At 30.1% G+C, this 24,838-nt stretch carries 22 protein-coding genes and 1 other annotated feature; of the genes, 13 read left to right on the plus strand and 9 right to left on the minus strand.

Features of this window, described 5'->3' with window-relative positions:
* Positions 1 to 3: 3 nt before the first annotated feature.
* The 4 genes from BV55_RS0108765 (at position 4) to BV55_RS0108780 (ending at position 4,768) form a co-directional block, all read left to right on the plus strand.
* Complete coding sequence (locus BV55_RS0108765) at positions 4 to 696, plus strand: metallophosphoesterase (RefSeq protein WP_029452457.1); 693 nt, start codon at positions 4 to 6, stop codon at positions 694 to 696.
* A gap of 514 nt (positions 697 to 1,210) precedes the next feature.
* Complete coding sequence (locus tag BV55_RS0108770) at positions 1,211 to 1,801, plus strand: GNAT family N-acetyltransferase (protein WP_051652465.1); 591 nt, start codon at positions 1,211 to 1,213, stop codon at positions 1,799 to 1,801.
* Positions 1,802 to 1,991: 190 nt separating this feature from the next.
* The gene (locus BV55_RS0108775) at positions 1,992 to 2,273 is read left to right on the plus strand and encodes an ArsR/SmtB family transcription factor (RefSeq protein WP_029452459.1); all 282 of its coding nucleotides are present in this window, start codon (positions 1,992 to 1,994) and stop codon (positions 2,271 to 2,273) included.
* Between the two features lie 41 nt (positions 2,274 to 2,314).
* Positions 2,315 to 4,768 carry a CoA-disulfide reductase gene (locus BV55_RS0108780; RefSeq protein WP_029452460.1) on the plus strand — a complete coding sequence of 818 codons (2,454 nt, stop codon included), beginning with the start codon at positions 2,315 to 2,317 and terminating at the stop codon, positions 4,766 to 4,768.
* Positions 4,769 to 4,834: 66 nt separating this feature from the next.
* On the opposite strand, the gene BV55_RS0108785 is transcribed toward BV55_RS0108780, so the two are convergent.
* The gene (locus BV55_RS0108785; protein WP_029452461.1) at positions 4,835 to 5,821 is read right to left on the minus strand and encodes a methyl-accepting chemotaxis protein; all 987 of its coding nucleotides are present in this window, start codon (positions 5,819 to 5,821) and stop codon (positions 4,835 to 4,837) included.
* A 152-nt stretch (positions 5,822 to 5,973) separates the two neighbouring features.
* Here BV55_RS0108785 and yjbM point away from each other — a divergent pair, with 152 nt between their 5' ends.
* The 4 genes from yjbM to BV55_RS0108805 all read left to right on the plus strand — a co-directional run bounded on the left by yjbM (position 5,974) and on the right by BV55_RS0108805 (position 10,227).
* The gene (gene yjbM, locus BV55_RS0108790) at positions 5,974 to 6,765 is read left to right on the plus strand and encodes a GTP diphosphokinase (RefSeq protein WP_029452462.1); all 792 of its coding nucleotides are present in this window, start codon (positions 5,974 to 5,976) and stop codon (positions 6,763 to 6,765) included.
* 141 nt (positions 6,766 to 6,906) lie between these two features.
* On the plus strand, positions 6,907 to 7,689 hold the full coding sequence (locus BV55_RS0108795) for a hypothetical protein (RefSeq protein WP_029452463.1): 783 nt from the start codon (positions 6,907 to 6,909) through the stop codon (positions 7,687 to 7,689).
* A 25-nt stretch (positions 7,690 to 7,714) separates the two neighbouring features.
* Entirely contained in the window at positions 7,715 to 8,845 is a 1,131-nt protein-coding gene (locus BV55_RS0108800; RefSeq protein WP_029452464.1) for an AAA family ATPase, read from the plus strand.
* 5 nt (positions 8,846 to 8,850) lie between these two features.
* Positions 8,851 to 10,227 carry a vWA domain-containing protein gene (locus BV55_RS0108805; RefSeq protein WP_084170524.1) on the plus strand — a complete coding sequence of 459 codons (1,377 nt, stop codon included), beginning with the start codon at positions 8,851 to 8,853 and terminating at the stop codon, positions 10,225 to 10,227.
* Between the two features lie 285 nt (positions 10,228 to 10,512).
* On the opposite strand, the gene BV55_RS15990 is transcribed toward BV55_RS0108805, so the two are convergent.
* The 5 genes from BV55_RS15990 to BV55_RS0108830 form a co-directional block, all read right to left on the minus strand.
* Entirely contained in the window at positions 10,513 to 10,623 is a 111-nt protein-coding gene (locus BV55_RS15990) for an iron-sulfur cluster assembly accessory protein (RefSeq protein ID WP_479723174.1), read from the minus strand.
* A gap of 217 nt (positions 10,624 to 10,840) precedes the next feature.
* Positions 10,841 to 13,297, minus strand: a complete 2,457-nt coding sequence (leuS, locus tag BV55_RS0108815) for a leucine--tRNA ligase (RefSeq protein ID WP_029452466.1) — start codon at positions 13,295 to 13,297, stop codon at positions 10,841 to 10,843.
* Between the two features lie 70 nt (positions 13,298 to 13,367).
* Positions 13,368 to 13,572, minus strand: a binding site (T-box leader).
* A 73-nt stretch (positions 13,573 to 13,645) separates the two neighbouring features.
* The gene (locus BV55_RS0108820; RefSeq protein ID WP_029452467.1) at positions 13,646 to 15,181 is read right to left on the minus strand and encodes a S41 family peptidase; all 1,536 of its coding nucleotides are present in this window, start codon (positions 15,179 to 15,181) and stop codon (positions 13,646 to 13,648) included.
* 103 nt (positions 15,182 to 15,284) lie between these two features.
* Positions 15,285 to 16,655, minus strand: a complete 1,371-nt coding sequence (locus tag BV55_RS0108825) for an MATE family efflux transporter (protein WP_029452468.1) — start codon at positions 16,653 to 16,655, stop codon at positions 15,285 to 15,287.
* 146 nt (positions 16,656 to 16,801) lie between these two features.
* A complete protein-coding gene (locus BV55_RS0108830) occupies positions 16,802 to 17,362 on the minus strand; it encodes a class IV adenylate cyclase (protein WP_029452469.1) in 561 nt (186 codons plus the stop codon).
* 129 nt (positions 17,363 to 17,491) lie between these two features.
* Between BV55_RS0108830 and BV55_RS0108835 the strand changes: the two genes are divergently transcribed.
* Together BV55_RS0108835 and BV55_RS0108840 are read left to right on the plus strand one after the other, a co-directional pair.
* Positions 17,492 to 17,989, plus strand: a complete 498-nt coding sequence (locus BV55_RS0108835) for a DUF6106 family protein (protein WP_029452470.1) — start codon at positions 17,492 to 17,494, stop codon at positions 17,987 to 17,989.
* 95 nt (positions 17,990 to 18,084) lie between these two features.
* Complete coding sequence (locus BV55_RS0108840) at positions 18,085 to 19,122, plus strand: nucleoid-associated protein (RefSeq protein WP_029452471.1); 1,038 nt, start codon at positions 18,085 to 18,087, stop codon at positions 19,120 to 19,122.
* An 82-nt stretch (positions 19,123 to 19,204) separates the two neighbouring features.
* On the opposite strand, the gene fba is transcribed toward BV55_RS0108840, so the two are convergent.
* From fba to BV55_RS0108855, 3 genes are all read right to left on the minus strand, one after another.
* Positions 19,205 to 20,134, minus strand: coding sequence for a class II fructose-1,6-bisphosphate aldolase (gene fba, locus BV55_RS0108845; RefSeq protein ID WP_029452472.1), 930 nt, complete (start codon positions 20,132 to 20,134; stop codon positions 19,205 to 19,207).
* Positions 20,135 to 20,305: 171 nt separating this feature from the next.
* Positions 20,306 to 20,686 (minus strand): DUF4363 family protein, encoded by a 381-nt coding sequence (locus BV55_RS0108850; RefSeq protein WP_029452473.1) that lies wholly within the window; start codon positions 20,684 to 20,686, stop codon positions 20,306 to 20,308.
* Between the two features lie 8 nt (positions 20,687 to 20,694).
* Positions 20,695 to 21,372 (minus strand): DUF421 domain-containing protein, encoded by a 678-nt coding sequence (locus BV55_RS0108855; protein WP_029452474.1) that lies wholly within the window; start codon positions 21,370 to 21,372, stop codon positions 20,695 to 20,697.
* A 128-nt stretch (positions 21,373 to 21,500) separates the two neighbouring features.
* On the opposite strand from BV55_RS0108855, the gene BV55_RS0108860 reads away from it, so the two are divergent.
* Genes BV55_RS0108860 through sdaAA form a run of 3 tightly spaced genes read left to right on the plus strand, consistent with a single transcriptional unit; the run spans position 21,501 to position 24,765 of the window.
* Positions 21,501 to 23,159 carry a nucleoside kinase gene (locus tag BV55_RS0108860; protein WP_029452475.1) on the plus strand — a complete coding sequence of 553 codons (1,659 nt, stop codon included), beginning with the start codon at positions 21,501 to 21,503 and terminating at the stop codon, positions 23,157 to 23,159.
* A 48-nt stretch (positions 23,160 to 23,207) separates the two neighbouring features.
* Positions 23,208 to 23,888: an L-serine ammonia-lyase, iron-sulfur-dependent subunit beta gene (sdaAB, locus tag BV55_RS0108865; protein ID WP_029452476.1), complete on the plus strand. Its 681-nt coding sequence runs from the start codon at positions 23,208 to 23,210 to the stop codon at positions 23,886 to 23,888.
* A gap of 1 nt (position 23,889) precedes the next feature.
* Positions 23,890 to 24,765 (plus strand): L-serine ammonia-lyase, iron-sulfur-dependent, subunit alpha, encoded by an 876-nt coding sequence (gene sdaAA, locus BV55_RS0108870; RefSeq protein WP_029452477.1) that lies wholly within the window; start codon positions 23,890 to 23,892, stop codon positions 24,763 to 24,765.
* The last annotated feature ends 73 nt before the right edge of the window (positions 24,766 to 24,838 follow it).

Below are 24,838 nucleotides of genomic sequence, written 5' to 3' on the forward strand. Positions count from 1 at the left end.
ATAATGGCATTATATGCAATATCAGATTTACACTTAGCTTTAAGTGGAGATAAGCCCATGGATGTATTTGGGCAGCAGTGGTTTAAGCACGATGAAAAGATAAAAGAAAATTGGTTAAAGAAGGTTTCTAGTGAGGATACTGTACTTATTGCTGGAGATATATCTTGGTCTATGACTATGGAAGATAGCAAAAAAGAATTAGAATGGATAGATAATCTTCAAGGAAGGAAGATATTTATTAAGGGGAATCACGATTATTGGTGGAATAGTATTACAAAACTTAATGCTATGTTCGATAATATGGATTTTATCCAAAATAACTTTTTTAATTATGAAGACTGGGCCATTTGTGGTACTAGAGGATGGACTTGTCCTGGTGGAGAGAACTACACTAAACATGATGAAAAGATATATGAAAGAGAGCTTATAAGACTAAAACTTTCATTAGATATGGCAGTGAAAAAAGGTTATGATAAGATAATAGTGATGATTCACTATCCTCCAACTAACGAAAGGTTTGAGGAGTCAGAAGTTACTAAAATATTTAAAGAATATAATGTATCTAAGGTTATATATGGTCATTTGCATGGACCAGCACTAGCTAAGGTATTAAATGGAGATAAAGATGGAGTGGAATATATAATGACCTCTTGTGATTATATAGATTTTGATCCAGTGAAGATTTTATCTGATTAAAAACCACATTAAAGCTTTGCAACTAATAGTTTTATATTAGATGAAGATAATATTTAACCAATTATATCTATGAATTTTAATTTAAGAATAAACAAAGTAAGACGAAGTTATTAATTTAACTTTGTCTTACTTTGTTTGCTTTTAAATGTACTTTATATATTTTACAAGGTATAAGGACTACTTAGGGTTATTTCAGGTACTAATTTGTGATTTTAGCATTAAAAGTTTATCTAAAATAAGTAGATTTTGTGTATATAAAATCCGCAATAGTATGGATTAAAAATATGAACTTAAAGTCATATACTATATATAAAGATATGTATAATTCTAAAAAAAAGATTTATCCGATGGCTACCATCCGTAACACCCCTATCCTCTTCAAGGTGGGGGATGACGGTTGCTACGCCCCTGGATAAGTTCTTCTAAGACTCAGATGGAGAGATGTATTCCTTATAAGCAAACTCCACCTGAGTCTAAGAATCACTTGATATAATAACTAGGGGGGGTTAAAATCATGGATAAGAGCATTAGAGATGCTCAAGATAGTGACAGTGATATTATAGCAGAGTTAATTTATAGTACAGAAAGTAATCCAGAAGATGTATGGGGAGGTAGTAACAAAGAAGAAAACTTAGAGTTAATAAAATACCTTATTAAAAACCATGATTCTAGATATAGCTGTAGATTTGCTAAAGTTGCTGAATATAAAGGTGAGGTTGCAGGGGTTCTTGTTTTAATACCATATAATAAATTAGGGACATCTAATATAAAAACCAGTGTAGCCATACTAAAAAGGCTTAAAGGAATAAAGCAAAAGTTTAAGTTTATAATAAGTGAGTTAAAATTTATAACTGTTAAAGAATGCGACAAAGGAGACCTTTATATAGCAAATATAGCTGTAGCAGAAAAAGCAAAGGGCCTTCACATAGGAAAGCTTTTAATGGAGCACGCAGAAACCTTAGCTAAAAGAAGTAAATACTCTAGATGTACATTACTAGCAAAAGATGCATATGTAGCTGAGTTTTATAAAAAGATTGATTATAGCTTAATTTATAATAAAAAGGTTTTTGGAAATGAAATAATAAAGATGGCTAAATTAATATAAGATATATTAACAAAACAGAAGTTTGAGAGATGAATTTAATAAATACGCTTAAAAACTTTTATGAATATGGCTAAATAAAAAAAGGGTAATACAACTTCTTTTTAAAATTGGAGGCGTATTATCTTTTTTTATTGACAACTAAATCACTATATTGTAATATATGAATATATAGATTGATAGGAGAGTAATTATGGATAACAACTATAAAAGGTTTGATGAGGTAGCAGAATTATTAAAGGTTATGGCACACCCCGTGAGGATTTGTATTTTAAATGGTCTTATTAAAAAAGGTGAGTGCAATGTAACCTTCATGCAAGGCTGCCTTGAAGTGCCACAATCAACAATATCTCAGCATTTACAAAAACTTAAGGCTGCAGGATTAGTGCAAAGTGAAAGAAGAGGCCTTGAGGTTATATATAGCATTAAAGATCCAAGAGTTAAACTATTAATGGGAATTTTGATTAAAGAATAAAAAGAAAACCAGCGAATTAAGATATATAAGGAGGGGTAAAAATGACAAAAAAAGCTTTAATTGTAGGAGGAGTTGCAGGTGGTGCATCCACTGCAGCGAGACTTCGTAGACTAGACGAAAATATTGAAATTATAATTTTTGAAAGAGATGAATATATTTCTTTTGCTAATTGTGGGTTACCTTATTATATAGGTGAAACTATTGATGAGAGAGATAAGTTATTAGTACAGACACCAAAGTCTATGAAAGATAGGTTTAATATAGATGCACGAATTAACAGTGAAGTAATAAAGGTTAATGTTAAAGAAAAAACATTAAGTATTAATAGCAAAGAAAAAGGTATATATGAAGAATCTTATGATTATTTAGTACTATCCCCAGGAGCTAAGCCTATAAGACCAAACATTGAGGGAATAAATAATGAAAAAATATTTACACTTAGAAACATACCAGATACTGATAGTATAAAAGCTTACGTAGATAAAAATGAAACTGAAAGTGCGGTAGTAATTGGTGGTGGATATATCGGAGTAGAAATGGCAGAAAACCTTTCAAAAAGAGGCCTTGAAGTTACCTTAGTAGAAGCTGCACCTCATATATTGGCACCATTTGATTCTGATATGGTAACTATAGCTGAAAAGGAATTAGAAGATCATGGAGTCTCCTTAATTCTTGAAGATGGTGTTAAAAGTTTTAATAATAATGAAGGTAAGGTATCTATTAATTTAAGTAGTGGTAAAAAGTTAGATGCAGATATGGTGATACTTGCCATAGGTGTAATCCCTGATACAGGATTTTTGAGGGATACAGGTATTGAATTTGGAGATAAAGGTCATATAGTAGTAGATAAATATATGAACACAAATGTAGAAGATGTTTATGCTGTAGGAGATGCTATACTTGTTAAAGATTTTATAAATGGAAATTCAACAGCAATACCATTAGCAGGTCCTGCTAATAGGCAAGGAAGAATTGTAGCAGACAATATATATGGAATTAAGTCAGAATACAAAGGCACTTTAGGCACATCAATTATTAAGGTTTTTGATATGGCAGCTGCTAGTACTGGAAATAACGAAAGAAACTTAAAAAAGCTTCAAATACCTTATAAGGTAATATATGCTCATCCAAATTCTCATGCAGGATATTATCCAGGAGCAGTTATGATGTCCATTAAGCTTATATTTAATGAGGAAGGCAAGATATTAGGATCTCAAATATTGGGATATGACGGAGTAGATAAAACTATAGATGTAATAGCAACTGTAATAAAGTTAAATGGTACAGTTAAAGATTTAACAGAACTAGAACTTGCATATGCACCACCTTATTCTTCTGCAAAGTCTCCAGCTAATATGATGGGATTTATAGCTGAAAATGTATTAGAAGATAGAATGGATATATTAAATATAGAAGATATTAATGATTTTAATCAAAATAAAGAAATATTATTAGATGTAAGAGATCAGGTAGAAGTAGAAAATGGATCTATAGACAAGGCAATAAATATACCAGTTAATGATTTAAGAAACAGAATGAACGAATTAGATAAAGAAAAAGAAATATGGGTATATTGTAGGGTAGGACTTAGAGGATATATAGCATCGAGAATATTAACCCAAAATGGATTTAAGGTGAAAAATTTAACTGGGGGATATGAAAGTATAAAAAAAGCTGATTTTAAACCTTTAGAAATAAATAAAAGTAATATAAAAGATGATGATAAAACTTTAATAAAATTAAAGGATAAAGAATTTGATAAAGAAATAGATGCCTCAGGCCTATGTTGTCCAGGTCCTTTAATGAGTTTAAAGAATAGTATGGATAAATTAGAAGAAGGTAAAATATTAAGTATTAAGGCCTCGGACCCAGGTTTTTACGAAGATGTACAGTCTTGGTGTAAAAATACAGGGAATCAGCTTTTAGATTTGGAAAGAGAAGGAGGCATGATAAAAGCTTATATAAAAAAAAGATCTAAGGGAGTAACAAAAGATGAGGATAATAAAGAATTAGTATCTACACAAAAAGATGGTAAAACCATGGTTGTATTTAGTGGAGAGTTAGATAAGGCTATAGCATCATTCATAATAGCAAATGGAGCTGCATCTATGGGTAAAAAGGTAACTATGTTCTTCACCTTTTGGGGAATAAATATATTAAGAAAAGATGAAAAAGTTCCTACAAAAAAGAAGTTTATGGAAAAGGCCTTTGGGTTTATGATGCCAAGAGGATCAAAGAAGCTTAAGCTTTCAAATATGAATATGGCTGGTATGGGATCTAAGGTTATACGAAAATTAATGCAGGATAAAAATGTTTCATCTTTAGAAGAACTTATAACAGCAGCTATAGATAGTGGAATAGAGATAGTTGCCTGCCAAATGTCAATGGATCTTTTAGGACTAAAAAAGGAAGAGTTGATAGATGGGGTAAAAATAGCGGGAGTTGGATACTATTTAGGTGAGGCTGAAGAATCTAATGTAAATTTATTTATATAAACAAAAAAATAGTCAGTTTTAACTGACTATTTTTTTGCGTTTTAGAAGATATTATCAAAGTATGGATTATTCTTTAAAAGAATTTTCTATATTAGTTATTCCTTCATTAATTGATTGTATTGTTGAATCTTGAGATTGCATAGTTGCTACAATTTCTTCAGATAAAGAAGAGTTTTCTTCGGATAAAGAAGATATATCATCTATAGAGGATATTATTATATCTTTTTTTTCAGAGGAATTTGTAAGGTTAACTATACATTTTTCTATTTCATTTACAGATTCATTTAATTCACTTTTTATAGTTAAAAATGTATCTTTAGTTTGTTTTATTGTGGATTTTTGACTAAAAAGTGCGTTATTACCGCTAGACATAGCAGAAGAAGTATTTAATATATCTACCTTTATTTCTTCAAGTATTTTAGTTATATTTTGAACAGCAATCTTTGAGTTCTCTGCAAGCTTTCTTACCTCACCAGCTACTACAGAGAAGCCTTTACCAGCATCTCCAGCTCTAGCTGCTTCTATTGCTGCATTAAGAGCCAATAGATTAGTCTGACTTGCTATTTGGCTTATGGAATCTGTAATAGTGTTAACAGACTCTAATTTTCCCACTAAGTCATTAACTGTGGAGTTTGAAACGCTAAGAGCATCTTCAAGGTCTCCTAAAGAAGAGTCCAGTGTTTTTATAGTTTCTAAGCCATCATCAGCATTTTTATCACTATCCATAACTTTAATTTGAACATTAACTACGTTTACAGCAAGTTCTTCCATGTCTTTATTAAAATCGCTAAGTATGTCCGAAGCTTTAGCTAAATCATTACTTTGAGATATGTTACCAGCAGACATTTGATTAATAGAGGAATTTATATCTGATGAAGTAGCGGCCACATATTCAATATTGTCTTTTAATATGGAAATCTCTTTTGCTATATGTACTTTATTTTCGGATTCATGATTTTCCGGTATTGGATCCTCCTTAATGTTATATTCATCTTTGGAATCTAATTTAATTTCATTTATAGTTTTATTATCATTTTTCTTAAAAAAGCTCATAAATAGTCCCCCTTATTTTATTATAGTAATAGTTTAAATTATATCATAAGGGATACAAAAATTCATTAAACAATATAAATATTGTTTATATTTACCTTGCTTATCTGTTATAATGTCTATGGATATAATAGATATAAATAGAGGGTGATTTTATGGCAATAAAAGAATGGAAATCCTTTCTGACTCCATATGAACAAGCGGTGGAGGAATTAAAAGTTAAATTTCGAAGTATAAGAAAAGAGTATAGGAGAAAAAATGAGTACTCCCCAGTGGAGTTTGTAACAGGAAGAGTTAAAGAAATATCTAGTATATTAGAAAAGGCAAGTAAATTTGATATTCCTTTAGATAGGCTTCAATATGAGATAGAGGATATAGCTGGAATAAGAGTAATGTGTCAGTTTGTAGATGATATAGAGAAGGTTGTAGAGCTTATAAGAGAAAGAAAAGATATGCAAATAATGTATGAAAAGGACTATGTGACAAATGTTAAAGAAAGTGGATATAGAAGTTATCACATTATAATAAAATACCCTGTTAACATGGCTGAAGGACAAAAGGATATATTAGCTGAATTTCAAATAAGGACTTTAGCTATGAACTTTTGGGCTACAGTAGAACACTCTTTAAATTATAAATATAAACAAGAAATACCTTATGAAATAAAAGGTAAACTTAAAAATGCTGCTGATTCAGCATTTAAGCTTGATGAACAAATGTTAGAAATAAAAGATGAAATAAAAGATGCACAAAAACTATTTGAAGTTAAATCAGATATAATATCTAATATAATGAATAATATACTTAGCCTAGTTTCTATAGGTAAAATAGCTGAATCTAGTAGATATCAAATCCAATTAAATAAGCTTGTAGAAGAAGGCGAGGTCTGGGAACTTAATAACTTACTTTTTTCAATAAAAAGAGATGTAGAAAAGTTTAAAGACTAAATAAAAATACAATATAAAGAAAAGGGGAATTATTTTAATAATTCGCCTTTTTAATAATGCGTCATTAAAATACATATGATATAATTTTTAATAAATAATTATTATTAACGAATATGAAACTATGTTTTAAGGAGAATAATAATGTCAAAAAAAGAGAAAGATCTAAAGTTAATTTATGACAATCCATTTCATATTAAAAATATAGAAGATCCAGATATAGAAATGCAACTTACAGCTGTAAAAAAGAATAGTTCAATTATACAATATATAAAATATCCAGCTATAGAGGTTCAAAAAGAGGCGGTAAAATCTAATCCTTATTCAATAGAGTATATAAAAGATCCTTTAGAAGAAATACAAATTTTATCAGTAAAGGGTTCTTGGAATTCTCTAAAATATATAAAAAGTCCCACAGAAAAAACTAAACATGAAGCCATTAATTCTAAAGGGTGGGCTATACAATTTATAAAAGAGCCTTCTTTAAAGATGCAAATTGAGGCAGTAAAAAAGGATTATGATTCAATAAGATATATAAAAGATCCTAATGAAAAGGTTCAAATAGAGGCAGTTAAAAATCATTGGTCAGCTATTAAATATATAGAAAAACCAACCGTTGAATTACAAAAGATTGCTATATCACAAAGTGAAGAGGCAATTACGTATATAGATATTTATAATGAAGAAAGAATTAAAGAATTTTTAAAAGTAAATATAAATATTTTGAAATATATATATGAAGATGTTACTGAAGAACTTATAGATGAAGTCTTAATGGAAAAATTAAAAGATGATAATATAGAAGAAAAGTATGTTAAAGATTTTTTGAATCTGGAGATATTGGATATAGATAAGATTAAGTTTATATATAATTATGGGAGTAAAAAAGCAAAAAAGGTCTTAATTGATTATAAGCTAGCGATATAGAAATATAAGGAAGGGAAGTATTTATTTGAAGTTTTCAGAAGCTTTATTAACAGTAGACTTAATATTAAAAAGTGAAGCAGTTCCTTTAATAATAGGAGAAAGTGGTATAGGGAAGACCTCTTTGGTTAAAAAACTAAGTAAAGAAAAGGGATATTATTTAGTAACTATAGATGCAAACCTTTTAAAAGAAGGTGAAATAGGAGGGCTTCCAACAGTAGAATATTACGATGTATATAAAGAAGAGGGCATAGAAAAAAGAAAAAGGACAGTATATGCAGTTCATACTAAGTTAGTAGATATAGAAAGGGCTGCAAAAGAAGATGAGAATAGAAAGATCATATTATTTATAGATGAAATAAATAGATGTGAACATAGTGTTCAACAAGAACTTATGAACTTAATATTAAATAAAGAGATAAATGGATATATACTCCCAGAAAATGTTCAAGTTATTGCAGCTATGAATCCATCTAATAAATATGATTCCTTTGAAAATAGTGAATATCAAGTTGTAGACATGGATCCTGCACAGGAAAACAGATTTGTGTGGGTAGAAATGGATTCAGATGTGAATGAATGGATAAAGTGGGGCATGGGCAAAGAGAGTCTAATACATGAACATGTACTAGAGTTTATTTCTACCTTCAAGGAGTACCTACATAGACCAGATGCTATGGATAGTATAAAAGCAACTCCAAGGAGCTGGGAGAGGATATCTAGGGCATATAAGGTATATCTACAGTCTAGGAACATATACTCTGATAACATATTTTATAATGTTGTTAAGGGAAATGTAGGATCAGCTATAGCGCAGGATTTTATGTCTTTTATAAAAAATTATAAATCCATATCCATAAAGCCTAAGGATATATTTGATAGCGAGGTAATTTCAGAAAATATTAAGGAAAGAGTAAGCCTCGAAAGTCACTCAAGGCTTTACATTATAGCTAAAAACTCCTTAGTATATTTAAATGAAAATAGTCATGGTGAAAGAGAATTATCTCTGTTTTCAAAATATCTACAGCTATATCCTATGGATTTAAGAATGGGAATAATGAAAGAAATACGAGAGGAATACGAAGAAAGCCTTTATATAAGGTTTTTAGACAGTGATGACTTTATTGAACTATTTTTCTCTTGTTTTCTTTGGAGATGATATAAATGGAAAGTAAATCAGTGGAAACATTAAGAATAAGTCTTCTTAAAGAACTTTCTAAGGTTTATACAGGAAACAAAGAAGAAGATAAAATAGTTATGAGTAAAATCTTTGGGGATAAAACTAAAAGAGAATTTAAGGAGTTAATAGAGGGTGTTGTATTTTCATTAATGCAAGGGGAAGATAGCTTTTTTGGATTTTTTATGATGAAGACTAAAAGAGATATTAGTTTTGACATAGAGTGGCCTATAAGCACAGAGATAGATTTATTAGGATTTATAATGTACTTTAATCCTTGGAAGTTTTTAAATTGTAGTCTTGAGGAGATGAAAGCACTTATAAAGCATGAAATTTATCATATTATGTATGGCCATCATGTTAGAGCTCAAGATTTGTATAGTAAGTATGGAAAAGTACCTGTGAATATAGCTATGGACATATCGGTTAATCAATTTATAAAGGGCCTACCTTCCTATGCAACAAAAATTGATAATATATCCTTAGCATTAAATGTAGAGCTAAATAAAGACTCTACTATAGAGGCCTATGCAAAAGAAATATATAAAGCTATAGAGGATATTTCCAATAATTCAGGAAAGAAAAATCTTAATTTAAAAGATTTAGATTTAGAAAGTATTCATGATTCTTTTATAAACTCTTCACAAGGGTTAAATATGGAAGACTCAAAGGAACTTATTAAAGGAGTTGCAATAAATGCTAACAAGGGGAAGTCACCTAGGGGACTTGAAGAAATACTATCAAGCTTAAATAGTGTTCCTGAAATTGCATGGGTAGATTACCTTAAAAGTATAATTAAATCTATGCCCTCTGGAAGTAGAAAGACTATTACTAGAAAAGATAGAAGGCAACCAAATAGGTTAGACCTTAGAGGAACATTAAAAAGTCATGTAGCTGAGATAATAATTGCTATAGATATAAGTGGCAGTATCACTGATAAAGAGATAGAACAAATATTTATAGAAGTGTTTGGAATAGTTAAAAATAGAAATATAAAAATTACTGTAATTGAATGTGATGATAAAATTAGAAGGGTATATAAATTAAACTCTAGAAAAGACCTAAAACCTAGGTTAGAAAAGAAAGGTGGTACTGCTTTTTCTCCAGTTTTTGAATATATAAATAAAAAGGCTCTTAGAAGATCTTTTGTTATATATTTTACAGACGGACTTGGTGAAGGGGAACTAACTATAAAGCCTATTAACTATAGAACACTTTGGGTTTTGGCAGGTAAAAATCAAAAATTATCTTTAAAAAAGTCTTATGGAGAAGTGAAAAACTTAAAATCAAAGGGATACTATGAATCAGATACTAGCTATGGTTTAAATGTTATGAGAGAACTTTTACATGATTGGGCAAGATAATAGATAGAGATTACAAAAAAAAGGTAGAAGATTTTAAAATCTTCTACCTTTCTTATTAAAGTGATATTAGCCGCAACTACTGCAACTTGAACAACCACCAGATTCACCTAGATCTTTTGTAGGTTCTAGCATTAATCCACTGCCATTTTCAGCAGATGAAGTTATTCTAAATCCTTCAAAATCTTCTACAAGGTTTTTATCTATAAGGAAAGTAATGTCCTTAACTGTTTCAACTATATCTGTATCTTTTTGTTCATCCAGAACAATATTAAATGAAGGGCCACTTCAGCCCATACCAGCTAAGTTAATCCTTATAATATAATTTGGAAGTTCGTTTTGATCTAGTAGGCCTTTGAATTCATCATAAGCCACATCACTTATTTTAATAACACCCATGTGTATCCCTCTTTTCTTAAATTATTTTAGTCTAAGGTAATTATAATATAGAGTTACTATTACTTATAGTAATACATAATAGTATAACCATAGATAAAATAAATATTATATAAAATATTTTATAATAGTAGTTATTGTCTGTCAAGGTGAAAAGTTAATTAGCTAATTTAATAAATTAATGATGAATGATTTATAAGTTTAGGATTAATGGAAAGTATTATTTAACAACTATGTTAACAAGTCGTCCTTTTATAACTATTACCTTTACTATAGATTTTCCTTCTATAGAAGAGGTTATATCACTGTCACTTAAGGCTGCTTCTTTAATTAAATCTTCAGATAAGCCAGAAGCTATATTTATTCTAGTTTTTATTTTTCCGTTAACTTGTATAGCTATTTCTATTTCGTCTTTTATTAAGGCCTTTTCATCTAACTTAGGCCATTTTTGATTAAACACGGAATAGTCTATGTCTGAATCTTTTATCTTGTATAAAAGGTTCCATTGCTCTTCGGCAAAATGAGGGGTAAATGGAGCTATAAGTTTTATAAAATCTGTTAATGTATCCTTAAGTAGACTTAGATTCTTTCGTGATTCATTCATATATTTAGATAAAGCAGTGGTAAGTTCCATAATTCTTGCTATAGCGGTATTAAACTGAAGTATCTCTGAGTCGGTGGTAACATTTTTTATAGCAAAATGTCTCCAGTAGTTTAATTCCTTTTCCGCTTTATCCATAGTAGTTTTATCTTCTGTGTTATCTTCTATAGCTTCTCTTGCAGAATCAATAACTCTTTCCATTCTTTCAACAAATCTAGCTATAGATTTAAGACCATCATCACTCCAAGCGCCACCTTCAACATATGAGAATCCAAACATTAAATACATCCTAAATACATCAGAGCCATATTCACTAATATAATCATCAGGGGATATGGTATTGCCTTTAGACTTACTCATTTTATGGCCATCAGGTCCTAGTATTAAGCCTTGATGAGTTAGTGATTTAAACGGCTCATCAAAGTTTAAATAACCCATATCTCTTAAAGCCTTAGTTATAAATCTAGCGTAAAGAAGGTGCATGCAAGCATGTTCTGGTCCACCCACATATTTATCTACAGGTAAGATTTTATTTATCTTATCTATGTCAAAGGCCTTTTCACTGTTATTAGAATCTGCATATCTTAAATAATACCAAGATGAACATACAAAGGTATCTAAGGTATCAGCTTCTCTTTTAGCAGCACCACCACATTTTGGGCAAGTTGTATTTATAAAATCTTCTGATTTAGCTAGTGGTGACTTTCCATCTGGAGTAAACTCTACATCATAAGGTAATATCACTGGAAGCTGCTCTTCTGGAACAGCAACAGTTCCACAATGTTCACAGTGTACTATAGGAATTGGAGCGCCCCAATATCTTTGTCTTGATATAAGCCAATCTCTTAACCTATAATTTGTTTTTAAAGATCCAAGATTTAAAGATTCCAATTTAGATACTATAGCGTCTTTACCTTCTTTTGTAGTTAAACCATTAAACTCTCCACTATTTATCATAGTTCCATGGTCAGTATAAGGTAATTCTTTTCCACCATCGATAACTCTTTCAATAGAAAGATTATACTTAGTAGCAAAAGAAAAGTCTCTTTCATCATGGGCTGGAACAGCCATAACAGCACCAGTACCATAGGTTGCAAGTACGTAGTCACCAATCCAAATAGGAACTTCTCTACCGTTTATAGGATTTATTGCATAAGAACCACTAAATACTCCTGTTTTATCTCTAGTTATAGATTGTCTTTCAATTTCAGACTGTTTTTTAGCTTGAAGCTTATAAGATTCAACCTCATCTTTATATTTATCTAATATTAAGACATCCACTAATGGGTTTTCAGGGGCTAAAACTACATAGGATACTCCAAAAAGTGTATCAGCTCTAGTTGTGAATACTCCAAAGCTTAAATCTGAGTCTTTAACCTTAAAGGTTACTTCAGCCCCAGTAGATTTGCCTATCCAATGTTTTTGCATGGACTTTGTTTTTTCAGGCCAATCTAGGGTATCTATATTTTCTAATAACTCATCTGCATAATCAGTTATTTTCAAAAACCATTGAGTTAATTCCTTTTTTGTAACTTCTGTTTCACATCTTTCACAAACACCATCAACTACCTGCTCATTTGCGAGCACTGTATTACAGCTAGGGCACCAATTTACAGGAGCCTTTTTTCTGTAAGCTAAATCTTTTTCAAAAAGTTTTAAGAAAAGCCACTGAGTCCATTTGTAGTATTCAGGATCAGAAGTTATAACCTCATGATCCCAGTTAAACATAGCACCCATGGATTTTAATTGTTCTTCCATGGTTTTTATGTTTTTAACTGTAGAATCTTTAGGATGTATACCTGTTTTTATTGCAAAGTTTTCTGCTGGAAGTCCAAAGGCATCAAAGCCCATGGGCTGAAATACGTTATATCCTTGCATTCTCTTAAGTCTTGCCCAAGAGTCTACAGGGCCATAGTTAAACCAGTGACCAGCATGTAACTTACTACCTGAAGGGTAAGAAAACATCTCTAATACATATAGTTTCTCTTTTGAACTATCCTCATCAAACTTATATAAATTAGTATCTTCCCATTTTTTTTGCCATTTTTTATCTACTGAAATATTATATTTAGCCATTTGAATTCCTCCTTGAATATATGATTTTAGATTGATATATTTGGGAATTAAAAAAAGCCCTCATCTCTTATAAAGAGACGAAAGCATATTCCGCGGTACCACTCTGATTAGGCCATAATAAAATAACCTCTCTTGAAAAGATAAGGGATTTACCCTGCTTGCATTTCCTCAAGCTTACTCCTAGGCGAGTTCATAAAGTTTATCACTGTTTTTCACCAGACAACAGCTCTCTTTAGACTAAACTAATTATTACTACTCCTAATCATTGCATCTTTGTTTAATTATACATGCTATTATAAAACACTTAGAGGAATAGGTCAAGGACATTAAATATGATTTAATAAAATATTATTTCATATGCTTCATTGAAGAGATAGTGTATCTTTCGCATAACTTAAGGACTCTATCAAGTGCATCACTACTATTTACCCATATATCTGGTTCAAATCCTACTCCATCAATATTAGTATCGGTATTCTTAAATGCTATACCAGTTCCAAATCTTAAAATAATATTAGAATTAGGAAGGCTAAACTCAGAGGTATCTGGTACTAGAAGGCATCCTCTTGAATTAGAGCCCACAAAAACTACATTTTCTATGTTTCTAAGATAGCTTAAGAATCCTTCTGAAGCCGAAGCCACATCATCATCTACTAAAACAAAAATTAAATTTTCGTTTTCATACCATTTTCCCTTAAATAAATATGAATCCCAATATCCATAATCTTCATTATTAATGCTACTATTTATCTTAACTAATAATTCTTTATCAGAACTAAATCTTTCACTATATTTTTTATAGGCCCAAAGCTTTGCCTTACTATTCTTTTTTCCTACACTTTGGGTTATTTCTATATCCTGTCCGATGTAAGCATTTAACCACTTTTTCCATAAGGATTCAGCGCCACCAATATTTCCTCTTAAATCAATAATTAATACTTTATTTTTATTCAATCTTTCAGCACTCTCTACAAAATCATATAAACTATTGTCATTAGAGTTTGTTGGTCTCATACTCATAATTTTTAAGATAGGAATATTATCTAAAGTTTTCTCAGTTACAGAAGCTTCAGGTGTTTTATTAGTTTTTAAGTTTCTTTCTAAATTAACAATTTTATCGATAGTCTTATTTGTTTTATTATTTGTTAGACTTATGTTTATGGGATAAATATCTTCACTATTATTTAATAACATGCCAATTGAATAGGCCAATTCTCCATCTTTAGTTATTGTAGTCTTCATATATTTATCCGAGGGTTTTTCATCTATAGACGTTGCATACCACTTAGTATTGTTAATAGTGGTATAATACCCATTAGTATCTTTTTTAAATATATAATCTTCATTATATACATAGATAGAGTTTTTGTTTATATTAATAGATGAATTAGAAATACTGAAATGACCATCATTTATAAAACTCAATGCCTCTAATAATAGTTTTTTAATATCATCATATTTTATATTTCCCATATTAGGCAATTCATTTAGAATTTCATTTTCTTTTTTTAGAAAGACTTCATCTCCACCGAAATATTCATAAGGGCCATATACATATTTAAGTAGTTTAAAGGTATATTCAATATCTTCATTAACTTCATTTAGAGTTAAGATTTTATTTGAAATGTTTTCATTTGCGTACTTATAGTTTGTAAGTTTTTCTAAATCTTCATTTGTAAATATCTCCTCATTTATATTTTTATTTTCCATATATTTTGAGATATCTAAAGGAGTAGAGTTAGATACGTTAAACTTTCTTTCTTCATTAATATTGTTTATAAAATCATAAAAGGCTACTTCTTTTTTTCTGCTTTTGAAAATATAAAATGTTGATATAATAATAGATACAATTGTGAATATTAGTAGCCTTTTTTTTAGTTTCAAAATAATCACCTATCTCTCAATCTTTATTCTATAAATAATTTTAAATGTGTTATTAAAAAGTAGCATATCATTACTTATTGATGAAGATATGTTACTAAGAAATTTATACCCTTTTATGTTCCCAGGTTCCTTTTTTATAAAAGATATATACTACAATAACTTCAACTACATTAGCGATTAAAAAAGTTGACCATATATAATTTATAGGTAGATTAAGGACTCGAACCATTATGGCGATAAGTGGAATTTGTACTCCCCACCTTGAAATAAGGCTAGATACCATAAAAGGAGTATTGTGTCCTGAACCTGAAAATACCGATCCAAGTCCCATAGAAACTCCAGAAGCTATTAAAGCGGGGGTCATAATTTTAATCATTGGTATACCAATAGCTATGACGTCAGGGTCTTTAATAAAGGCTTTCATAATAAAAGAAGGAAATAAGAATGCTACTAAAGTTATTAAACACATGAGTGATACATTTATTATGGTACTATATTTAACAGTTTCTTTAGCTCTACTTATATTTTCAGCACCAAGGCACTGTCCAACTATGGAACTACTGCCTATGGCAAATCCAAGTAGGGGCATAAAGGCAAAGTTAAATAACTTATTTCCTATACCAATAGCTGCTAAGGCATTAGTACCATAATCAGACACAAAGTATATTGTTATCATTCCTGAAAATTGTCTAAATAGCATTTCCATTCCAGAAGGAAGCCCAATGGTTAAAAGTTTTTTATCTACCTCTAAATCTAATTTAAATAGGTTTTTTATTTTTATTTTTATTTTTCCTTTACCAGAGATTAAAATATAAAATCCAATAATAAAAGCCACTACAGTGGATATTACAGTAGCGATTCCTGCACCAAGTACGCCAAGATTAAGTCCTGGTATAGAGGTGCCGGGTATAGTTTCAAACATAAATATAGGATCTAATATAACGTTTAATATTGAGGACACAAACATTATCTTCATAGGAGTCTTAGCATCCCCAAGGCATCTTAAAGCTGTGTTTACAGTGTAAGATGAAAACATTATAGGTAAGAAAAATATTCGTATATACCCATAGCTTAAAGCGGACTGAATTACAACGGTATCCTTAGAAAATATGTTTAATAAAGGCTTTATTATTAATAACATTATAATTGCGGCAATTACTGCAACTAGAGCCTTGAAAACTAGGGTTTGCTCAATTGCAAGACTAGTTTTCTTTTGATCCTTAGCTCCATAACCTTGAGATATAAGTGATATGGAACTAGTACCTATAATTTCATTTAAAATATCTACCATCCAAAATATAGTAGAAAATAGAGTAACTCCTGCTACGGCAGAAGAAGAAATTCTACCAATCCATATGATATCAACTATATCATAGACGGATTGGAGCATAAAACCTAGCATGGTGGGTATAGACATTCGTAACAAATTGGACTTTAAATCCCCAGTTAGTAAGTCATCATTATTCTTGTTCATAGTGCCCTCCTAAAAAACTTAATATATACATTGTACTATGTAATAAGAGTCAATTATATATTGAAATGTAAAGTTGTGTATCGGTACATACAGGTGGTTAAATTATTTTATTTAGGAAGCCTAAGTGATGAGTTATGGAATAAAAATTAGATTCCCAAAGGAGATTTAGGTGTTATACCCTTATCATTTAATATGTCGTATATAGTTTTTGAACAGGTATCTTCCATGGTATAACCTAAAAGTTCTACGACCTCTTTTAACTCTTCTTCAGTAGAAGTTTCAACTTCTATATATGGAAAAGGGCAAAAAGATTTATCGTTTATATCTATTTCGATTAAAGAATTTTTATATCTATAACTTTCTCTGTACTTTTTTACGGAGCCTACAAGTTCAAGGCCTAAAGATTCAAATAATTTAATAGCCTCCTCTCCATCACTAACTTCTATTTCAACCTCTTCCATTACCTTAAATTTGTCTTGGCTTATCATCTTTTTTGTGGTCATATAATATACAACTTTATTATTTAATAAATCCTCTACAAACCTCACTCTAGCGTAACCTTTTTTAGCTAAGAGAGTTTTATTTGGGAAGTCAAACAAGTTATTTACCTGATTTTCACATTTCACATTTTCAAGATTTAAATATTTTATTTTATTTCGTACCTCATCTAAATCAATATCTAATATTTTGGTTTCTAGTTCCTTCATTCTTATCAACCTTCCTTTGTTTAAAAGTATTACATATTATGATATAATACTTTATTGTAAATATCTATATTTTTATGGGAAATAAAAGAGTTAATGAGTCTTTACATAAGATGAAAAAGGGGATAGGGTATGGATAATTTTTATGAACAATTATTAACTACTAAAAAGCACTTTGCTTATAAAGTAGCAAATGTATTAATGTACTTAATTGTAATATTAGGAGTAGCAGGTCTTATAATAGGTAAGTTTTCTTTATTTATAATTTTTGAATTAATTGCTGTAGGAATATTTTTCTTTAAGAAAAACCTTTTTATTGAGTATGAATACATATTTACAAATGGGGAGATAGATATAGATAAGATATTTGAAATGAAAAAGAGAAAAAGAATAATAAATTTTAATGTAAAGGACGCACAAATTATAGCTAAGGATAATAGTCAGTATATAAAGGATTTTGTTAATAAACCAAATAAGGTAATAAACTTATATCCTCCAAACTATAATGGAGAAATTTTTGTAGCAATATTAAATAAGGGAGCAGAGACTATAATGATAAAATTTGCTCCAGATGAAAAGATTTTGAATTTAGCATTTAAGTATAATCCTAGAGCTATTAAAAAATCATAGATACATGGTAAAATAGAAAGCTTGGTATTGTTACTAATTACTATATTAAAATGGATTTGAAAAGCATAATTAAAATATACTAGGTTGGTGAATATATGGAATATATTAATGATATACACATAAATGAAGCTATAATACACATTCTAGACAATAATGCTGGGGAGCCGCTTCTTAATTCTTTTATTTTAGATTTAAACGAAGAAATATATAAGTTTTTATTAAAACATATGGAAAAGCTTTTAAAAGATGAAGAGCTTAAGTATGCTGTATTTAATTCTGGAAGAAACATAGTTAAAGAGTCAGCACAAGAATATTTAAATGGAGAAAATGATATAGTAACTGTGTCTCATGACATTGCAAATCAACTCTTCACATTAATGAAATCTAATGGAAATGTTCCATCTTGTGACCTTATAGTGGTATCAATATCCACAGAATATAGTCCAATGCTTGCCATATTGAAGATGGATTATATAAAAAACTATGTGCATAAAATAGACTTTAAAGAAAATAATATAGATATAAATATAGTGTCTCAAACATCAGGACTTCCATCTAGCGGTCAAAAAATTCAAAAATGTGCTTTTATTAAGCCTATAAGAGAAGATGAAAAGTTTCATCTTATGGTTCTAGATAAGCAAAGTAAATCTAAGGAAAAAGAGCAATATGGTTCTAACTATTTTATTTCTAATTATCTAGGCTGTAGCCTTGTAGATAATGAAAGAGATATGACTAAAAACTTATTAAATGCCACAGAAAACTGGACTAGAAACAATGTAAGTGAAAATGCAGGTAAGGCAGAAACAATAAGAACTACTGTAAAAAAGAAATTAAGAGAAGAAGAAACCATTAATGTTGAAGATCTATCTACTGAACTATTTAAAGAAGAGCCTTTAGCAAAAGAAAGCTTTGTTCAATTTGTAGAAGCTCAAGGCATAGAAGATACAGTAACTATAGATAAACAGTGGGTAGATAAAAAACTTAAACGAACAAGGCTTAAAATAGATAAAGATATTGATCTATATTTAAGTGAAGAGGCTTATCATGATAAAGACAGGTTTGAGATTAAGAAAAATGGTGACGGAAGTATAAATATAGTTATTAAACATGTAATTAATTATATAGAAAAGTAGCAGCATATAGATTACGAATAAGTTATATAAAAATGGTGGTACTTTCCCTTAAGGGTAGTACCACCATTTTAGTTTTTTATTATTATTTATTCATACTGTCAGTAGATCCTAAAACAAATTCTATTTTATCTTCTACTGTTTTTTGTACTGCGCTTCTTCCAGCACCTAAATATTTTCTTGGGTCAAACTCTTTTGGATCTTCTCCAAAAGTTTTTCTTACAGCAGCAGTCATTGCAAGTCTTAAATCTGTATCCATGTTAATTTTGCAAACAGCCATTGATGTTGCTTTTCTTAACATATCTTCAGGAACACCCTTTGATCCTGCTATGTTTCCACCGAATTCATTGCAAGTTGCAACAACTTTTGCATCTACAGCTGAAGCACCATGAAGAACTATTGGGAAACCTGGTAATTTCTTTTGGATATCTTCTAATATATCAAATCTTAATTTAGCTTCTCCTGCAAATTTAAATGCTCCGTGACTTGTGCCTATTGCTATAGCTAAAGAATCTACACCAGTTCTTTTAACAAAATCTACAGCTTGATCTGGGTCAGTATATACATGAACGTCGCTCTTAACATCATCTTCAACGCCTGCAAGAACACCTAGTTCAGCTTCTACAACAACTCCACGGCTATGTGCATATTCAACAACTTCTATAGTTTTTGCAACGTTCTCCTCATAATCATAATGAGAACCATCAAACATAACGGATGTAAATCCACTAGCTATTGCAAGTTTAACTGAATCTAAATCTGGACCATGATCTAAGTGAAGTGCAACATCTATTCCAGTTTCTTTTACAGAAGCTTCTACCATTGCCTTTAAATATTCAGGACCTGCATATTTAATAGCTCCAGTTGAACATTGAAGTATTACAGCAGAGTTTTTAGCTTTAGCACCCCTCATTACTCCTTGAACTATCTCCATATTGTTAATATTGAAAGCTCCTATTGCGTATTTGCCTTCATAAGCTTTTTTAAACATTTCTTTAGTTGTAACTAATGCCATAAAAAAAACCACCTTTCATTAATTAAATATATCAATTAATATTGATATATTACTTAAGGGATATAAACTGTCCCACTGGGACGCTTTATCATATATTCATTATAAAACAATTTATATAAAAGTTCTATACTTAAATTATAAACTATTTGTATAATTTTTAAAGGGATTTAGCTAAAATATGTTTTGTGCATTAACTTTTTGAAGTTCTTGTATATGATTAATATAAAATTTTACCACGTGAAGACTTGCTAAAGCCTCCTCTTTGTTTTCCCATTTAGTGTATTGGGTAAACTTATAAAGTTCATTTGACATATTATCTAATTCTTGATGATCTATGAAAATTGATAATGGTTTAGAGTCTTTTTGAACCTTATGAAGAAAATCTATGCTATCTTCATAGATATTATTCCAATTTTCAGCAGCTATATCTTCTTCAAGTTTATCACAACATTCAAGAAGTGACTTGCAGGTTTTATTTAGATAACTTATAGAAAAACTCATAGAAAAAATCATTACCACAAAAAGTGAGAAGGATATAATCATGTTCCTCATAAAATTTATCACCTTTCTTTCATTAGTTGATAAAAAAATTCTCCTTTTGAATCCATTAATGCAATAAAAACTTCCTTTTCAGAATTAATATTATTTTTAGTTAGAATATCCTTTATCCACTTTTCATCTTTTTTATAATAATCAAGGCCATCTTCTTTTATCTCACCATTACAAATTAAGAGTACGGGTAAACTTATCTGTTCTTCTTTTATATTTAAGTCTCTTCTCTTTACGTTATCATATTGGTGCTTATTTATAACGGACATCTGACCATCAGTTTCAATTAAGGCATAGGCTATGTCACTTATGTCTAATTCACCCTTTATTCTTAGTTCTTCTAAAAGATCATTTATGCTTAATCTTTGATTTTTTAATTCATCTATGTTTACTTTGCCATTTTTTATAAGGATACTTGGCCTCCCATCTATTAAGCTTCTAAATTTATCACTTTTAAGTTGTATTTCTGAAAGTATTACCTGCAATGTTAAAAGTGTTATTATAGGTATTATTCCGTGAATTATAGGTATTCCAGCATTTTGCATAGGCAAAGCAGCGAGCTCAGATACCATAATTGTTATAACAAGTTCAAAGGGTTGCAGTTCACCTATCTGTCTTTTTCCCATAAGCCTCATAGTTATTACAACAAAGACATATAATATAATTGTTCTAAAAAACACTATAAACATTTAAGCGCCTCCTTATATATATGTTGTCAAAAAAAATATAAATTATAAGCTATATGCAAAAACAATTTTTATGAAGTATAATGGTATTTGAATTTAAGATTAAATATAAGCTAAAGGGGAATCAATATATGGGAGATATTAACTTGTGTTTTATTGATGGAAAAGAAGCTTTAGTTGAAAGCGGTACAACTATAAAAAAAGTAATTGATACTTATAAATTAGACTATACAAAAGAAGCTTTATTAGCTAAAATAGATAAGGATTATTATGAACTTAATACGAAATTAGAAAAAGGTGGAAGGCTTGAAATAGTAAAGCTAGATAGTGATATAGGAGCTAAAACCTATGCCAGAAGTCTTCAATTCGTTATGATAAAAGCAGTATATGATCTATTTGAAGAATCAAAAGTAAATATAGAACACTCTCTTAGTAAAGGAATATATGGAGAGATTGATAAAAAAGATCCCTTAAATGAAAAGGATTTAATAGCCATAATAAAAAGGATGAAAGAAATAATAGATAAGGATATGGTTATAAATAAGGTTTCTGTTACTAAAAAAAAGGCAGCTAAGATATTTGAATCTTATGGTATGGAAGATAAGCTTAGACTTCTTAGAAGTATAGATAATGAAGAGGTAAAGCTATATGAGCTAGATGGTAGATATGATTACTTTTATGGACCAATGGTATATTCTACAGGTGCTTTACAAATTTTTGAACTAATTTATTATAAGCCAGGGTTTATATTAAGATTTCCAGAATCAAATAATCCTAAAGTGATACCTAAGTTTGTAGAACATAAGAAATTAGCAAAAATATTTGCTGAAACTGAACATTGGAATAATATTTTGGAAATTGGAGATGTAGGAGCTTTAAATGATAAGGTTAAAAGCGGAGATGTTTTAGAGCTTATACGGGTGGCAGAAGCACTTCATGAAAAAAAGATAGCATATATAGCTGATATGATAAGTGAAAAAGAAGAAGTTAAAATAGTACTTATAGCGGGTCCCACATCTTCAGGTAAAACTACCTTTGCAAACAGACTTGCGATACAGCTTAGAGTAAATGGTTATATACCTGTTCCAATTTCCTTAGATGATTATTTTATTGACAGGGAACTTACCCCTAAAGATGAAAACGGAGATTATGATTTTGAATCCATAGAGGCCTTAGATTTGGAACTTTTTAATAAAGATCTAAATAAATTACTAAGAGGGGAAGAAATAAGTGTACCAACCTTTGACTTTAAGGAAGGAAAAAGAAGGTGGGCAGGAAATAAAGTGAGCATGCCTAAAAATGGAATCATAATAATAGAAGGAATACATGGTCTTAATGATAAACTCACTGAATCAATAAATCCTAACAATAAATTTAAGATATATATAAGCGCTCTTACACAGTTAAATATTGATAATCATAATAGAATATCAACAACAGATGTTAGGATGATAAGAAGGATCGTAAGAGACCTTTTATCAAGGGGTTACAGTGGAGAAAATACCCTTTCCATGTGGGCTTCTATAAGAAGGGGAGAAGAAAAGAATATATTTACCTTTCAAGAAGAGGCAGATGTTATGTTTAATTCTACATTAGTATATGAATTATGCGTGCTTAAAAAGTATGCAATAGAAGAACTTTCAAAGATAAATTATGATAGTCCTGTATATTATGAAGCATTAAGACTTATAAGCTTTTTAAATTTCTTTAAAGAAGTAGATACAAATATGGTGCCAGAGAATTCAATATTAAGAGAATTTATTGGAGGAAGCTGGTTTTATAAATACTAGAGGAATATATTTATGATTAATTAAAGATGAAGAGGATAAGGTGATTACATGAGTAGATTTGGAGTTTTTGATATACTAGGGCCAATAATGATAGGCCCGTCCAGTTCACATACAGCAGGAGCCGCAAGACTTGCAAAAATAGCTTCAATAATAGCAGGACCTGAAATAAAAGAAGTTATATTTTTGTTACATGGCTCTTTTGCTAAAACCTATAAAGGCCATGGTACAGATAGAGCTTTAGTTGCTGGAATATTAGGTATGGACCCTGATGATGAAAAACTTAGATATTCTTTGGACATAGCAAAAGAAAAGGATATCAAGGTAAGTTTTAGAGAAGCGGATTTAGGAGATGTTCACCCTAATACAGTTAAATTTTTAATTAAACTTAAAGATGATAATTTAGTTACAGTTATGGGATCATCTATAGGTGGGGGTAATATAATTATACTAGAAGTAGATGAAGAAAAACTTGAATTTACAGGTGAATATCCAACTCTTATAGTTAAACATATTGATGTTTTAGGTCTAATCTCAAAGGTTACTTCTTTAATTTATGAAGAGGGAACTAATATAGCATCTATGAGTGTGTTTAGAAGTAAAAAAGGATCCGAGGCTACTATGATATTTGAAACAGATAATATAATACCTAAAAGTGGAATAGAAAAAATAAAGGCATTAGAAAATGTTATAGGCGTTAGAGCTATTAACCCCATAAAGGAAGGTGCATAACATGTTTGCAAATACAGGAAAAGAATTAATAGAAATATGTGACACAGAAAACATAAGTTTAAGTGAATATGCTGTAAGATTCGAAATGGAAAAGTCAGAAATGGATAGAGAAACTGTGATGAATAAAATGTTGAAAAATCTTAAAGTAATGGAAGAATCAGCATCTTACGGATTAACACATGTAACAAAGTCTGTAAGTGGACTTATAGGTGGAGATGCTTTTAAGGTTAATGAATATCTAAAAAGAGGAAATTCCTTAACAGGGAACATTATGGGTAAAGCTATGGCAAGAGCATTATCGTGTTCTGAGGTTAATGCATCCATGGGTAGGATAGTAGCTTCGCCTACAGCGGGCTCTTGTGGTATAATTCCCTCCGTTATAATAACTGCTGGAGAAGCTTTAAATAAAAGTGAAGAAGAAATGGTAATGGGTCTATTTGCTGCATCAGCAGTAGGTCTTATAATTGCTCAAAATGCTACTCTTTCAGGAGCAGAAGGTGGATGCCAAGCAGAATGTGGATCAGCAGCAGCTATGGCAGCAGCAGCTACAGTTGAAATGATGGGTGGAAGCCCAGCTATGAGTCTTCATGCAGGAGCCATTGTAATAAAAAACATATTAGGCCTTGTATGTGATCCAATTGCGGGACTTGTAGAAGTCCCTTGTGCAAAAAGAAATGCATCAGGGGCTGTAAGTGCTTTAGCAGCAGCAGATCTAGTAATGTCAGGGGTAGAAAGTAAGATTCCCTTTGATGATACAGTAATAGCCATGTATAAAATTGGTAAGAGTATGCCTTGTGAACTTCGCGAAACAGCTTTAGGCGGTCTTGCAGTTACTCCTACAGGTATAGAACTTAAGAAACAAATCCTTGGAGAATAATATAGGTTAAAGGTAACAAAAAGTACTCTCTTGAATAATTTATCAAGAGAGTACTTTTTTTGGAATTCAAATC

It is taken from the genome of Clostridium algidicarnis, from assembly GCF_000703125.1.
GTDB classification, from domain to species: domain Bacteria; phylum Bacillota; class Clostridia; order Clostridiales; family Clostridiaceae; genus Clostridium_L; species Clostridium_L algidicarnis.

Coding starts and splice junctions, on each gene's coding strand:
- BV55_RS0108765 (WP_029452457.1), top strand. CDS start 4: ATGGCATTATATGCAATATCAGATTTACACTTAGCTTTAAGTGGAGAT.
- BV55_RS0108770 (WP_051652465.1), top strand. CDS start 1,211: ATGGATAAGAGCATTAGAGATGCTCAAGATAGTGACAGTGATATTATA.
- BV55_RS0108775 (WP_029452459.1), top strand. CDS start 1,992: ATGGATAACAACTATAAAAGGTTTGATGAGGTAGCAGAATTATTAAAG.
- BV55_RS0108780 (WP_029452460.1), top strand. CDS start 2,315: ATGACAAAAAAAGCTTTAATTGTAGGAGGAGTTGCAGGTGGTGCATCC.
- BV55_RS0108785 (WP_029452461.1), bottom strand. CDS start 5,821: ATGAGCTTTTTTAAGAAAAATGATAATAAAACTATAAATGAAATTAAA.
- yjbM (WP_029452462.1), top strand. CDS start 5,974: ATGGCAATAAAAGAATGGAAATCCTTTCTGACTCCATATGAACAAGCG.
- BV55_RS0108795 (WP_029452463.1), top strand. CDS start 6,907: ATGTCAAAAAAAGAGAAAGATCTAAAGTTAATTTATGACAATCCATTT.
- BV55_RS0108805 (WP_084170524.1), top strand. CDS start 8,851: ATGGAAAGTAAATCAGTGGAAACATTAAGAATAAGTCTTCTTAAAGAA.
- BV55_RS15990 (WP_479723174.1), bottom strand. CDS start 10,623: ATGGGTGTTATTAAAATAAGTGATGTGGCTTATGATGAATTCAAAGGC.
- leuS (WP_029452466.1), bottom strand. CDS start 13,297: ATGGCTAAATATAATATTTCAGTAGATAAAAAATGGCAAAAAAAATGG.
- BV55_RS0108825 (WP_029452468.1), bottom strand. CDS start 16,655: ATGAACAAGAATAATGATGACTTACTAACTGGGGATTTAAAGTCCAAT.
- BV55_RS0108830 (WP_029452469.1), bottom strand. CDS start 17,362: ATGAAGGAACTAGAAACCAAAATATTAGATATTGATTTAGATGAGGTA.
- BV55_RS0108835 (WP_029452470.1), top strand. CDS start 17,492: ATGGATAATTTTTATGAACAATTATTAACTACTAAAAAGCACTTTGCT.
- BV55_RS0108840 (WP_029452471.1), top strand. CDS start 18,085: ATGGAATATATTAATGATATACACATAAATGAAGCTATAATACACATT.
- fba (WP_029452472.1), bottom strand. CDS start 20,134: ATGGCATTAGTTACAACTAAAGAAATGTTTAAAAAAGCTTATGAAGGC.
- BV55_RS0108850 (WP_029452473.1), bottom strand. CDS start 20,686: ATGAGGAACATGATTATATCCTTCTCACTTTTTGTGGTAATGATTTTT.
- BV55_RS0108855 (WP_029452474.1), bottom strand. CDS start 21,372: ATGTTTATAGTGTTTTTTAGAACAATTATATTATATGTCTTTGTTGTA.
- BV55_RS0108860 (WP_029452475.1), top strand. CDS start 21,501: ATGGGAGATATTAACTTGTGTTTTATTGATGGAAAAGAAGCTTTAGTT.
- sdaAB (WP_029452476.1), top strand. CDS start 23,208: ATGAGTAGATTTGGAGTTTTTGATATACTAGGGCCAATAATGATAGGC.
- sdaAA (WP_029452477.1), top strand. CDS start 23,890: ATGTTTGCAAATACAGGAAAAGAATTAATAGAAATATGTGACACAGAA.